Raw genomic sequence first — 12,856 nt, 5'->3', positions numbered from 1 at the left:
CAGAGAGCCCAGAAACCATGGACATCCGCGCCGCCGAGATTTCGGCCATCCTCAAGTCGCAGATCGCCAACTTCGGCGAAGACGCCGCCGTCTCGGACGTCGGCCAGGTGCTGTCCGTCGGTGACGGCATCGCCCGCATCTACGGCTTGGACAACGTCCAAGCCGGCGAAATGCTGGAATTCCCGAAGGCAGGCGTGAAGGGCATGGCCCTGAACCTCGAGCGCGACAATGTCGGCGCCGTGATCTTCGGCCAGGACCAGGCCATCAAGGAAGGCGACGAAGTCCGCCGCCTCGGCGAGATCGTCGACGTGCCGGTCGGTCGTGGCCTGCTGGGCCGCGTCGTCAACCCGCTGGGCGAGCCGATCGACGGCAAGGGCCCGATCCAATACACCGAGCGTCGCCGCGTCGACGTCAAGGCTCCGGGCATCATCCCGCGCAAGTCGGTGCACGAGCCCGTGCAGACCGGCCTGAAGTCGATCGACACCCTGATCCCGGTCGGCCGCGGCCAGCGCGAGCTGATCATCGGTGACCGTCAGACCGGCAAGACCGCCGTCGCCATCGACACCATCCTGAACCAGAAGGCCGTCAACGCCGGCAAGGACGAGAGCGCCAAGCTCTATTGCGTCTACGTCGCCATCGGCCAGAAGCGCTCGACCGTCGCCCAGATCGTCAAGACCCTGGAAGAGCACGGCGCCCTGGAATATACGATCGTCGTTGTCGCCTCGGCCTCGGAGCCGGCCCCGCTGCAATACCTGGCCCCGTTCTCGGGCTGCGCCATGGRCGAGTGGTTCCGCGACAACGGCCTGCACGGCCTGATCATCTATGACGATCTGTCCAAGCAAGCCGTCGCCTACCGCCAGATGTCGCTGCTGCTGCGCCGCCCGCCGGGCCGCGAAGCCTATCCGGGCGACGTGTTCTATCTGCACTCGCGCCTGCTGGAACGCGCCGCGAAGCTGAACGAGGACAACGGTTCGGGCTCGCTGACGGCTCTGCCGATCATCGAAACCCAGGCCAACGACGTGTCGGCCTACATCCCGACCAACGTGATCTCGATCACCGACGGCCAGATCTTCCTGGAAACCGACCTGTTCTACCAGGGCATCCGCCCGGCCGTGAACGTCGGCATCTCGGTGTCGCGCGTCGGCTCGTCGGCCCAGATCAAGGCGATGAAGCAGGTCGCCGGCCCGATCAAGGGCGAGCTGGCCCAGTATCGTGAAATGGCCGCCTTCGCGAAGTTCGGCTCGGACCTGGACGCCTCGACCCAGAAGATGCTGGCCCGCGGCGAACGCCTGACCGAACTGCTGAAGCAGCCCCAGTACGCTCCGCAGTCGGTCGAGGAGCAGGTCTGCGTGATCTACGCCGGCACCCGCGGCTATCTGGACAAGATCCCGACCTCGTCGGTTCGCCGGTTCGAGACCGAGCTCCTGGCCCGCCTGCACAGCGCCCACAAGGACCTGCTGGACGGCATCCGCACCAAGAAGGCCCTCGACAAGGATCTGGAAGCGTCGCTGAAGAGCGCGCTCGACAGCTTCTCGGCGACCTTCGCCTAAGGCGAGACCCATGGCTGACGCCCCCAAGACTGAAGACGCCTGGTCCGGCGAGTTCGGCGACCGCTACACAAAGCGGAACGCCGTGACCGTCGACGCCGTGCGCGGTCGGGCGGCGGCCTGGGGGCAGGTGCTGCCGCGCCTGGTCGGCGATCCGCCGAAGAGCATCCTGGAGGTCGGTCCGAATGCCGGGCTGAACCTGCGGGGGCTCCAGACGATCACCGACGCGCAGCTATGGGCCATCGAGCCCAACGGCGTGGCCTGCAAGCAGATCCTCGATGACGGCGTCCTGCCGGCCGAGCGTCTGTTCGAGGGCTTCGGCCACGACATCCCGCTGACGGATGGCGCGGTCGACATGGCGTTCACCTCGGGCGTTCTGATCCATGTGGATCCGACCCGGCTCGAGGCGACGATGCGCGAGATTCATCGCGTGTCCGCCAAGTACGTGCTGTGCGCCGAGTATTTTTCGCCGAAGGCGGAAACGATTACGTATCGAGGCGAGACGGATCTTCTGTTCAAGAACGATTTCGGCTCGCTCTATTTGGATCTGTTCCCGGATCTGGTGTTGGTTGACTACGGGTTCTTCTGGAGAAGAACGACCGTGATGGACGACACCACCTGGTGGCTGTTTAGGAAGGTCTGATAGGCGGATGGCAAGCCTAAAGGAAATGCGCAATCGGATCTCGAGCGTGAAAGCCACGCAGAAGATCACGAAGGCGATGCAGATGGTGGCGGCGGCCAAGCTGCGCCGGAGCCAGGACGCGGCCGAGGCCGCGCGTCCCTATGCTCGGCGCCTGGCTTCGGTCATCGCCAACCTGGCCGCCGGCGTGTCCGGTGACGGCGCCCCGGCCCTGCTGACCGGCACGGGCCGCGACGATCGTCACCTGATCATCGTCGCCGCGGCTGATCGCGGCCTGGCCGGTGGCTTCACGTCGTCGATCGTCCGCGCCGCGCGCGAACGCATCGACACGCTGATCCGCCAAGGCAAGGACGTGAAGATCGTCTGCGTCGGCAAGAAGACGACGGTGCAGCTGCGCCGCCTGTATGCCGACCGCATTGTCGAGAACTTCGACCTGTCGGCCTATCGTCAGTTCACCCTGTCGGTCGCCCAGCCGATCGCCGACGTGGTCACGCGCCTCTACGAGGCCGGCGACATCGATGTGGTCACGCTGTTCTACAGCCGCTTCAAGTCGGTGGTCGTTCAGACCCCGACCGCGCTGCAGCTGATCCCGGCGACGGTCGAGGGCGTCGAGGCCCCGACTGGCCCGACGGCGGTCTACGAGTACGAGCCCTCGGAAGAGGCCATTCTCGAGACCCTGCTGCCGCGCAACCTGACGGTTCAGATCCTGTCGGCCCTGCTCGACAACATGGCCGGCTTCTACGCCAGCCAGATGACCGCCATGGACAACGCCACGCGCAACGCCGGCGACATGATCAAGCGTTACACCCTCGAATATAACCGCTCCCGCCAGGCCCAGATCACCAAGGAGCTGATCGAGATCATCTCCGGCGCCGAAGCCGTCTGATCCAGCCTAACGACACAAGCACGCAGAGACCGAAAGACCCGCAAGCCATGGCCAAGACCCCGACCGAAAAGCCGGCTACCGCCGCCGCCAAGAAGCCCGCCGCCCCCAAGGCCGCCGTCGCTCCGAAGGCCGCTGCGATCAAGGCTCCCGCCACTGCCGCCGCCAAGGCTCCGGCCGCCGCCAAGAAGCCGGCCGCCCCGAAGGCCGCCGCCGCGCCGACCAACGCCGCCGTCAACCTGGACGGCGCCACCGGCCGCCTGGTGCAGATCATCGGCGCCGTTGTCGACATCGAGTTCACCGGCGAGCTGCCGGCGATCCTGAACGCCGTCGAGACCGTCAACACCGCCACCGGCCAGCGCCTGGTGTTCGAAGTCGCCCAGCACCTGGGCCAGAACACCGTCCGCGCCATCGCCATGGACGCCACCGAAGGTCTGGTCCGTGGCCAGCCTGTCCGTGACACCGGCGAGTCGATCCGCGTTCCGGTCGGTCCGGGCACCTTGGGCCGCATCATGAACGTCATCGGCGAGCCGATCGACGAGCAGGGCCCGATCCGTTCGGACATCACCCGTACGATCCACCGCGACGCCCCGACCTTCGCCGAGCAGACCAACACCGCTGAAGTGCTGGTCACGGGCATCAAGGTCATCGACCTGATGTGCCCCTACACCAAGGGCGGCAAGATCGGCCTGTTCGGCGGCGCCGGCGTCGGCAAGACCGTGACGATGCAGGAACTGATCAACAACATCGCCAAGGCTTACGGCGGCTATTCGGTTCTGGCCGGCGTGGGCGAACGCACCCGCGAAGGCAACGACCTCTATCACGAGATGATCGAGAGCAACGTCAACGTCGACCCGAAGGCCAACAACGGCTCGACCGAAGGCAGCCGTTGCGCCCTGGTCTACGGCCAGATGAACGAACCCCCGGGCGCCCGCGCCCGCGTCGCCCTGACCGGCCTGTCGATCGCGGAATACTTCCGCGACGAAGAAGGCAAGGACGTGCTGCTGTTCGTCGACAACATCTTCCGCTTCACCCAAGCCGGGGCCGAAGTGTCGGCTCTGCTGGGCCGCATCCCCTCGGCCGTGGGCTATCAGCCCACCCTGGCCACCGAGATGGGCAACCTGCAGGAGCGCATCACCTCGACGAACAAGGGCTCGATCACCTCGGTCCAGGCCATCTACGTGCCCGCCGACGACCTGACCGACCCGGCGCCCGCCGCCTCGTTCGCCCACTTGGACGCCACCACCGTTCTGTCGCGTGACATCGCCGCCCAGGCCATCTTCCCCGCCGTCGACCCGCTGGACTCGACCTCGCGGATCATGGACCCGCTGGTCATCGGCGAAGAGCACTACAACGTCGCCCGTTCGGTCCAGGAAGTGCTGCAGCAGTACAAGTCGCTGAAGGACATCATCGCCATCCTGGGCATGGACGAGCTGTCGGAAGAGGACAAGCTGGTCGTCTCGCGCGCTCGCAAGATCTCGCGCTTCCTGAGCCAGCCGTTCCACGTCGCCGAGCAGTTCACCAACACGCCGGGCGCCTTCGTCCAGCTGAAGGACACCATCCGCTCGTTCAAGGGCATCGTCGACGGCGAATACGACCACCTGCCGGAAGGCGCCTTCTACATGGTCGGCGCGATCGAGGAAGCCGTGGCCAAGGCCGAAAAGATGGCGGCGGAAGCCTAATGACCGAAGACGCCGATCTGGGCCATTTTTGCTGCGAGGAACTGGCGGAAGCGGTGTCTCCGGACACCAACGCCAGCCTCATCGAGCATGACAGCGGCCTGATCCTCCTGAATCTCGGCGAGCGGGAAGAAGAGGGCGAGACCGGCCACGTGCTGGCCACGATCCGCTTCTGCCCGTTCTGCGGGACCGAGATCCAGACCGACGAGGACATCGAGGCCGCTCTGGGCGGTGTCGAGGAGACTTTCAACTGATGGCCAAGCTGCACTTTTCCCTTGTGGCCCCGGAACGGGAGCTCTTTTCCGGCGACGTGGACCTGGTCCAGGCCCCCGGCTCGGAAGGCGATTTCGGTGTCCTGGCCGGCCACGCCCCGTTCATGACCACCCTGCGCGAAGGCAAGGTGACCGTGAAGGACGGCGCGACGACCAAGGTGTTCGACATCCAGGGCGGCTTCGCCGACGTCGGCCCCGACGGGCTGACGATCCTGGCCGAGCACGCCGCCGAAGCGGTCTGATCCGGTCCCGTCGTGACTTTCGAAGCGCCCTTGGTCCTGCCGGATCGAGGGCGTTTTCGCGTCAAGCGCGAACCTTTCCGCCTGGGCCGTAGGAAAATTACACCTGTGGCCCAATCTTGGTCTCAATCGGTAGCCATAAGGGTTGCGAGGGATCGTCTGTCGGTTTTAATGCCGACCTCTCGTCTTGTTGGGGATATCCAGCCTATGCGCCTTGCGCTCGTCAGCCTGATCGCCATCGGCGCGGTCTCGACCACCGCCTTTGCCCAGGAGCAAACCGCTCCGGCTCCCGCCGCCGCGCCCGCCCAGGCTCCCGCCGCCGCTCCGGCTCCGGCCGATCAGACCGCTCCGGCTCAAACGACGCCGGCCGCTCCGGCCGACCAGGCCGCGCCCCCGGTCGCCGCGCCGACGGCCGGCCAGGCCCCGGCCGACGCCTATGTCGCGCCGACCCGCGGTCCGCGCACCACCGACCCGCTGTCGGTGCGCCTGATGGACGTGCTGGACAAGGTCTGCAAGCCGTCGGTCGCCGGCGGCGACTTCACCCAGCTGGTCAAGGACTACGGCTTCAAGAAGAAGAAGGAGCAGTGGGTCCTCGCCCTCGAGAAGCCGTACAACATCACCCTGGACAACCCGGGCTCGAACAAGAACGTCTGCACGGTCACCATCGACTACGCCCAGACCCCCGAGCAGGCCCAGGAACTGGCCAACGCCCTGCACGATTGGGCGACGTGGGAAAACAGCCCGCAGCTACGCCTGATCCGCAACGACCAGACGGTCGGCAGCGATTTCCGCCGCTTCACCGTCTCGTGGGACGACGCCTGGGCCGGCGGCCATGCGGGCCTGGTCTATATGCGCCTGAAGAAGCTGGACGAAACCTCGGTCGGCAAGAACTTCGAGCGCGCCCAGATCCTGTACAGCACCACCAGCCGCTAACCCGGTTGCTCGCCTTTCGGGGCGAACTCTCTAGAAAAGGCGCGGGGACGACCCCGCGCCTTTTTGTTATGCCCATTTGGGTTTTTGGGGACGACCCCGCCTTTTGCAGAAAGGGCTCGTCGTGGCCTGGATCATCCTCCTCATCGCCGGCGTGTTCGAAGTGGGCTGGGCCGTGGGCCTGAAGTTCACCGAAGGCTTCACCCGGCCGATCCCGATCGCCCTGACGGCGGTCAGCCTGGTGCTGTCCATGGGCCTGCTGGGCTGGGCCGTGAAGACCCTGCCGCTGGGCACGGCCTACGCCGTCTGGACCGGCGTCGGCGCGGTCGGCACGGCCATTGTCGGCATTGTGCTGTTCAAGGAGCCGGCCACGGCGGCGCGGCTGGTCTGCCTGGGCCTGATCGTGGCGGGCATCCTGGGGCTGAAGGTGTTTTCGCCTCAATAAAAACGGTCATCCCGGCCAAGCGCGCAGCGCGCCGAGCCGGGATCGCGGCAAGCTCGGAGTTCCGACGGTCCCGGATCCTCGCTGCGCTTCGTCCGGGATGACAATAAGGGCGACTAAGCCGCCGCCCGGTCTTCCACCGCGATGAAATCCAAACACCGCCGCGCCACGGCCTCCCAGCCCGGCTCGCCCGGCAGCCAGTGGCTCATCTCGGGAAACACCTCGACGCTGCCGCCCAGGCGCGCCGCCGTCTGGCGGACGGTGGCGGGCGGATGGATGACGTCTTGGCCGCCGGCGACCGCCAGCACGGGGCAGCCCGGGGCGGAGACCGAGGTGGTCATGAACGGATCCAGCCACCAGTTCAGGGTCTCCCACAGGGCCCGGCCGCTCTCGGCCGTCATGCGGCCGAAGATGGCCTTGCGCTCGGGGCGGGCCAGGCGGTCGACGCTGTAGCGGCGCACGACGCCATAGTCCGGGGCGACGGCCTGCAGCCAGTAGGGGCCCAGGGCATAGAGGCTGACGGCCGAGACCGCCTCCTCCAGGCTCGCACCCGAGACGCCCCAGGGGGCGGACGGGGCCAGCAGGATCAGTTTGGAAACCTTGGCGCGGCTGGCGGCCATCTGGGCGACCAGGCCGCCCAACGAGTGACCGATCAGGATCGGCGGCGTCTCGCAGGCCTCGGCCAGGCGCGCGATCTGGCGGGCATAGTCGCTCATCGAAACGCCGGCGGCGCTGCTCTGGCCGTCGTGGCCGATCAGGTCGGGCGTGAGGACGCTATGGCCGGCCGCCTCGAAAGGGGTGCGGAACGCGTCGAAAGTCCAGCCGCCGCAAAAGGCGCCGTGGACCATAATCACCGGTGCGCGCATGGACGCCCTAAGCAAACCCCGCCGGCGAAGCAGCCGGCGGGGATCAGCCTACACTTACTTCTTGGCCTTGGGCGAGGTTTTGGCGGGCGCCTTTGTCGCAGGCTTGGCCGCGGCCTTGGCGACGGGCGTCTTGGCGGCGGCTTCGGCCTTGGGCTTGGCCGGGGCTTTGGCGGCCGGCTTCGGCGCGGCGGTCTTGGCCGGAGCCTTGGCCGGGGCGGTCGCCTTCGGGGCCGGCTTGGCGGCCGCGGGCTTCGCCGCCGCCTTGGGGGCGGGAGCGGCCTTGGCGGTCGGCGCCGCCTTGGCTTGGGCGGCTGGGGCGGCCTTCGGCGCGGGAGCGGCCTTCGGCTTGGCGGCCGGCTTGGCCGTGGCCTTCGGCGCGGCGACCTTCTCGGCGGCCGGCGTGGCGGGCTTGGCCGGGGCCTTGGCGGCCGGAGCGGCCTTGGCCTTCGGAGCCACGGTCTTGGCGGGGGCGGCCTTCGGGGCCGCCGCCTTCGGAGCCGCTGCCTTGGCCGCAGGCGCCTTGGCTTCCGCCTTCGGCTTGGCGGCGGCCTTGGCCGCCGGAGCCTTCGTCGGCGCGGGCGCGGGTTTGGCGGCTGGCGTCGCGGCGACTGGGGCCGGCTCCACGGCCTTTACCGGCGCGGGCGCCGGCGCGGGTTCGGGCGCCTTCACGGGCTCGGCCTTGGGAGCTTCGGCCTTCGGAGCTTCGGCCTTGGGGGCTTCGGCTTTCGGCGCGGGCTCGGCGGCCGGCGTCAGTTTCTTGCCCGTCAACCAGGCGATCACGTCGTCGAGGATCTTCATCGTGTTTGGCTCGTCTATCAGGTAGTGGGCGTTGTTGGGATATTCGTTGTAGTCGGCATTGGCGTACTTCTTGCCGACCAGGCGCGTGTCCGAGGTCGGGGTCGTGCGGTCCAGGGCCCCGGCCAACACCAGCACGGGCACGGTCACCTTGGCGGCGTCGACATGGGCGGTCTTGTGGGGATCCTTGGCGGGCCAGGCCAGATCGGCCAGCACCTGACCGCTGTCATAGACCATTGTCGCGTAAAGGTCGTCGTGGCGTGTGGCCGGCACGGCGTTGACGACGCCGTACTTGAAGCCGGCCTTCCACATCTTGCCCGCTCGGGTCTCGGGCTTGCTCTGCAGGGCCAGGTTCAGGAAGGTGAAGACGGGCGACAGCTTCGGCTTGCCGCGCGCATCGGCGGGCGAGGCCGGAGCGAACAGGACCAGGCCCGCCGCGTGACCGGCCTCGGCGATCTTCTGGGCGATCAGCCCGCCCATCGAGTGGCCGACGACCAGCGGCTTCTTGCCGGTCTCCTTGGTCAGGGTCTGGGCCAGGGCGGTCATCTCGGCGACATAGTCGGCCAGGGTCAGGCCCGCCAGGCCTGCCCGGGGGCCCTCGACGGTGCGCACCGCCGACCGGATGGTCGGGGCCACGACGCGATAGCCTTCGGCCTTCAGCCGCGCGGCGACGGGACCCCAGACGTCCCCCGCGCAGCCGTAGCCGTGAATCAACAGAACCGTGTCCGCCATTCCGTCTCCCCAACGCGACGGGACCAGGATCAGCCCCTCCGCGCGAACCCCTGGAACGCGGTGACCACCGCTTCGTAGACCCCGCGCTTGAAGGGTACGATCAGTTCGGGCGTTTCGTCGAGCCTGCCCCACGTCCAGGCGTCGAACTCGACGTGCTCGTCCGCTTCCAGGTCGATCTCGGACTCCTCGCCGGTGAAGCGATAGGCGAACCAGACCTGCTTCTGGCCAAGCCAGCCGCGCGACCGTTTCTCGTTGGCCAGCACCTCGGGCGGGAAGTCGTACGTGACCCAGCCTTCCGTGCGGCCCAGCAGTTCGACCGAGGTGACGCCGGTCTCCTCGGCCAGCTCGCGGCGGGCGGCGGCCTCGAGGTCCTCGCCGTCGTCGACCCCGCCTTGCGGGAACTGCCAATTGTAGGGCGGCGGCTGCTTGTTCCGGCGACCCAGCCAGACCCGGCCGTCCGGATGGAACAGGACGACGCCGACGTTCGGGCGGTGCTGCGGATAGTCTAGCTCGGTCATGCCGAGCCCTTATCTCAGGAGACTGCCCCGTACGCCAGCCTAGCGGCGCGCGAGGGCCGAGGCGGGGGCCAATTGCAAGCCGCGCGCCTGCAGGCCGGCGGCCCAGATACCCACCTGGCTGATTGTCACCGGATAGGCGAAGCCCGAACCCAGCGACTGGCCGCGACCGGCCGCGCCGTTCTCCAGCGCCCGCAGTTGGGCGTCGATGGCGGTGGCCGACAGCTCGTCGTCGATCACTCGGTCGGCCGAGGCGCGCGGGATCGGACCACCGCGGCGCGACGCCAGGCCGTCGTCCACGAAGGCCAGGCCTCGGGCCTTCAGCACGGCGTTGAAGGTGTTCATCGCCTGGTCGTTCTCGACGAAGCGGGCGCCCAGATAGTTCGACAGGCCGAAATAGCCGGTGGCGCGCGACATCAGCCATTCCAGCTTGCGCACGGTGTCTTCGGGCCGGTTGGCGGCGATCAGGGTGTAGGGGCCCGGATCGTTGGCCGGATAGTCGGCCGGCTCCATCGGGGTCTCCAGCAGCACCTCGTGGCCGTGGGCGCGGGCCAGGTCGATCCAGCCTTGCAGGCCGTCGGCATAGGGCGCGAAGGACAGGGTGATCTCGCCCGGCAGGGTCTCGATCGCCGCGCGGGTGGTCTGGGCGTTGAGGCCGAGGCCGCCGATGACCACCGACACCTTGGGGCGGCCATTGGGCGTGAACGGGCGGGCATAGGCCTCGACGGCCGTCCGGCCGTCGGCGGCGATGATCGGCAGCGGGCCGCCGCCGGGGCCGGGGGCGCTCAGGCCGGCGATCGGAGCCTGGGCCAGGCCCGGACCTTGCTGGATCGGCGGCGGGGCCTGCAGGCCGTCCATCGGTGGTGTCTCGCCTCCGAGGCCCCCGGTCGACGGGGCGAACGGATGGCTCGACAGGTCCAGTTGGCCCGGGACCAGGCCGGCCTCGTGCGCGCTCTCGGCGCCCAGCGCCTCGCGCCAGCCGTCGGGTATGTTCTTGGTGGCGCCGATCTTGGTCAGCGGCAGGCGAATCACCGGCGAGCCGGCGTGCGGGTCGCTGGTGATCAGGACTAGCGTCGCCAGCGAGGCCAGGAACAGGCAGGCCGCGCCGCTGGCGCTGATATAGGGATTGGCCACCGCCGCCATCAGCTTGGCGCGCAGCTCGCCCGACCCGCCCGAAGCGGGCGCGGCGGCGGCGTAGGCGGGCTTGCGCGAGAAGGTGACGGCCATGACCGTGAGGCTAGCGGATCAGGGCCGAACATATGGTTAACAAGACGTGTCGCGCGCCGCTTGGCGGTGCGGCGCGGCGACGCGGTCAGCTCTGCTCGCGCACGGCCTGGGCCAGGCGAAGGATCGCCTCGTCGATCCGCGTGGCCTCGACCTGGCCGAAGCCCAGGACCAGGCCCGGCGGCGGCGCGGCCTCGGCGGCATAGACGTCCAGGCTATCGACCGCCACGCCCAGCGCCGAGGCCCGCTGGACCACGCCGCGGGCGTCGATCGGCGGCCGCAGCAGGGTCGTGACGTGCAGGCCGGCGGAGGCCGGGATCGGCTCCAGCAGGTCTTCGGCGTGCGCGGCCAGGGCGGTCAGCAGCGCGGCCCGGCGCTCGGCGTAGATCCGCCGCATCTTGCGCACGTGGCGGGCCAGGTGACCCTCGGCGATGAAGGCGGCGAGGGTGGCGTGTTCGATGGCCGGGCCATGCCAGTCGCTGCGCTCGCGGGCGGCCAGCAGGGCGGCGCGGGCCCGCGCCGGCGCGACGACGAAGCCGATGCGCAGGGCCGGCAGCAAGCTCTGGGAGAAGGTGCCGACATAGACAACCCGGCCGTCACGGTCCTGGGCGCGCAGGGTCGACTGAGGCGGCCCCTCGAAGCGGAACTCGCCGCCATAGTCGTCCTCGACGATCAGGGCCTGGTTGCGCGCGGCATAGGCCAGCAGCGCCTCGCGCCGAGCCGGCGAGAGCGGGGCGCCCAGCGGGTACTGCTGCGAGGGGGTGACGCAGACCAGGGCCGCGCCTTCCGGCAGGGCCTCGACGACCAGGCCCTCGCGGTCGACCGGGACGGCGACCACCTTGGCCCCGGCGGCGGCGAAGGCCTCGCGGGCGGCGGGGTAGCCGGGATCCTCGACCACCACCGTCCGGCCGGGCGCGACCAAGGTGCGGGCGACCAGGTCGAAGGCCTGCTGGGCCCCGACCGTGACGACGATGTCCTCGGGCGGGCAAGCCAGGGCGCGGGCGAACGACAGGTGGCCGGCTATGGCCTCGCGCAGGGCCGGATGGCCGGCGGGCTCGCGATAGTTCGTGGTCGCGCGGCTGAAGCGGCGGAGGGCGCGGCCGGTCAGCCGCCCCCAGATGTCGAACGGAAAGCTGGCGGTGTCCGGCCGGCCGGGCCGCAGGTTGAACAGCGCTTCCGTCCGTGGGCTGGCGCAGGGTTCCAAGGGCGGCTTTGGCGTCGCCCCGGCCACGAAGGTCCCCGCGCCGGGCCGCGAGACGATGTGGCCTTCGCTCAGCAGCAGGTCGTAGACCGCCATGGCGGTGTTGCGCGACAGGCCCAGCTGCTCGGCCAGGGCCCGGCTGGCGGGCAGCTGGACGCCGGCGGCCAGACGGCCGTCCAGGATCGCCGCCTTCAACTGGGCGTGCAGCCGCTGGCGCACGTCGCGCGATCCGGCGGGCGGCAGTTGCAGCGCGAGTTCCAGCACGACGCTCATCGCCGCCTTTGTGCGCGCCGGCGCGAGCCAGCTCAAGTCGCGCGCCAATGGCGCCCCGAGGTTCCCCGGGATTGGACCTCGTCCGCCTGGCGCGGCGGCCTCAGAACCATGACGGCAAGAGGAGGGACCTCATGAAGCGATCGATCATCCTGGGCCTGCTGGCCGCCGTGGCGCTGGCCGCGCCGGCCTGGGCCGACCAGGACAACGTCAAGCCCAAGGCGGGCCAGGACCTTTCCGGCCTGCACGCCTTCGATCTGCGGGTCGGCAAGTGGACCGCCACGCACCGCCGCCTGAAGGAGCGCCTGGTGGGCGACACCCGCTGGGAAACGTTCACCGGCGAGCAGATCTGGTGGAAGACGCTGAACGGTCAGGGCAACGCCGACGACAATCTGCTGCGCCTGCCCGACGGCGACTACTGGGGCTTCACCACGCGCGCCTATGACCCGACGACCGGCGAGTGGGCGATCTGGTGGCTGGACGCCCGCAGGCCCGGCGTGATCGACGTCCCGGTCAAGGGCAAGTTCGTCAACGGGGTCGGGACCTTCTACGCCGACGACACCCTGCGCGGAAAGCCGATCAAGATGCGGTTCACCTGGTCGGGCATCACCGCGACCACGG

14 protein-coding genes are annotated in these 12,856 nt (G+C 69.1%); 9 read left to right on the top strand and 5 right to left on the bottom strand.

Annotated features, from left to right (window positions below; genetic code table 11):
* Window positions 1–17: 17 nt before the first annotated feature.
* The 8 genes from atpA (at window position 18) to sugE (ending at window position 6,635) form a co-directional block, all read left to right on the top strand.
* Window positions 18–1,550, top strand: coding sequence for a F0F1 ATP synthase subunit alpha (gene atpA, locus AC1DSO_RS00640; RefSeq protein WP_477066993.1), 1,533 nt, complete (start codon window positions 18–20; stop codon window positions 1,548–1,550).
* Between the two features lie 10 nt (window positions 1,551–1,560).
* Entirely contained in the window at window positions 1,561–2,190 is a 630-nt protein-coding gene (locus AC1DSO_RS00635) for a pseudaminic acid biosynthesis-associated methylase (RefSeq protein ID WP_477066992.1), read from the top strand.
* A 7-nt stretch (window positions 2,191–2,197) separates the two neighbouring features.
* Window positions 2,198–3,073 carry a F0F1 ATP synthase subunit gamma gene (locus AC1DSO_RS00630; RefSeq protein ID WP_477066991.1) on the top strand — a complete coding sequence of 292 codons (876 nt, stop codon included), beginning with the start codon at window positions 2,198–2,200 and terminating at the stop codon, window positions 3,071–3,073.
* Between the two features lie 47 nt (window positions 3,074–3,120).
* Complete coding sequence (atpD, locus tag AC1DSO_RS00625; RefSeq protein WP_477066990.1) at window positions 3,121–4,752, top strand: F0F1 ATP synthase subunit beta; 1,632 nt, start codon at window positions 3,121–3,123, stop codon at window positions 4,750–4,752.
* The gene (locus tag AC1DSO_RS00620) at window positions 4,752–5,003 is read left to right on the top strand and encodes a hypothetical protein (RefSeq protein ID WP_477066989.1); all 252 of its coding nucleotides are present in this window, start codon (window positions 4,752–4,754) and stop codon (window positions 5,001–5,003) included. The genes atpD and AC1DSO_RS00620 overlap by 1 nt, the downstream gene beginning before the upstream one ends.
* Complete coding sequence (locus AC1DSO_RS00615; RefSeq protein ID WP_477066988.1) at window positions 5,003–5,263, top strand: ATP synthase F1 subunit epsilon; 261 nt, start codon at window positions 5,003–5,005, stop codon at window positions 5,261–5,263. Before AC1DSO_RS00620 ends, AC1DSO_RS00615 begins: the two co-directional genes overlap by 1 nt.
* A gap of 168 nt (window positions 5,264–5,431) precedes the next feature.
* Window positions 5,432–6,193 (top strand): hypothetical protein, encoded by a 762-nt coding sequence (locus AC1DSO_RS00610; protein WP_477066987.1) that lies wholly within the window; start codon window positions 5,432–5,434, stop codon window positions 6,191–6,193.
* 121 nt (window positions 6,194–6,314) lie between these two features.
* Window positions 6,315–6,635 (top strand): quaternary ammonium compound efflux SMR transporter SugE, encoded by a 321-nt coding sequence (gene sugE, locus AC1DSO_RS00605; RefSeq protein ID WP_477066986.1) that lies wholly within the window; start codon window positions 6,315–6,317, stop codon window positions 6,633–6,635.
* Between the two features lie 113 nt (window positions 6,636–6,748).
* Here sugE and AC1DSO_RS00600 read toward each other — a convergent pair whose 3' ends face one another.
* The 5 genes from AC1DSO_RS00600 to pdxR all read right to left on the bottom strand — a co-directional run bounded on the left by AC1DSO_RS00600 (window position 6,749) and on the right by pdxR (window position 12,274).
* The gene (locus tag AC1DSO_RS00600) at window positions 6,749–7,498 is read right to left on the bottom strand and encodes an alpha/beta fold hydrolase (protein ID WP_477066985.1); all 750 of its coding nucleotides are present in this window, start codon (window positions 7,496–7,498) and stop codon (window positions 6,749–6,751) included.
* Between the two features lie 54 nt (window positions 7,499–7,552).
* The gene (locus tag AC1DSO_RS00595; protein ID WP_477066984.1) at window positions 7,553–9,025 is read right to left on the bottom strand and encodes an alpha/beta hydrolase; all 1,473 of its coding nucleotides are present in this window, start codon (window positions 9,023–9,025) and stop codon (window positions 7,553–7,555) included.
* Between the two features lie 29 nt (window positions 9,026–9,054).
* Window positions 9,055–9,543: an RNA pyrophosphohydrolase gene (locus AC1DSO_RS00590; protein ID WP_477066983.1), complete on the bottom strand. Its 489-nt coding sequence runs from the start codon at window positions 9,541–9,543 to the stop codon at window positions 9,055–9,057.
* Window positions 9,544–9,582: 39 nt separating this feature from the next.
* Window positions 9,583–10,767: a divergent polysaccharide deacetylase family protein gene (locus AC1DSO_RS00585; RefSeq protein ID WP_477066982.1), complete on the bottom strand. Its 1,185-nt coding sequence runs from the start codon at window positions 10,765–10,767 to the stop codon at window positions 9,583–9,585.
* Between the two features lie 85 nt (window positions 10,768–10,852).
* Complete coding sequence (gene pdxR, locus AC1DSO_RS00580) at window positions 10,853–12,274, bottom strand: MocR-like pyridoxine biosynthesis transcription factor PdxR (protein ID WP_477066981.1); 1,422 nt, start codon at window positions 12,272–12,274, stop codon at window positions 10,853–10,855.
* A 95-nt stretch (window positions 12,275–12,369) separates the two neighbouring features.
* On the opposite strand from pdxR, the gene AC1DSO_RS00575 reads away from it, so the two are divergent.
* Window positions 12,370–12,856: hypothetical protein (locus tag AC1DSO_RS00575; RefSeq protein WP_477066980.1), on the top strand; the 487-nt coding region annotated here is incomplete at its 3' end.

The organism is Caulobacter sp. P4_E5, assembly GCF_056401555.1.
This window is presented reverse-complemented; position numbering and strand designations above follow the sequence as displayed.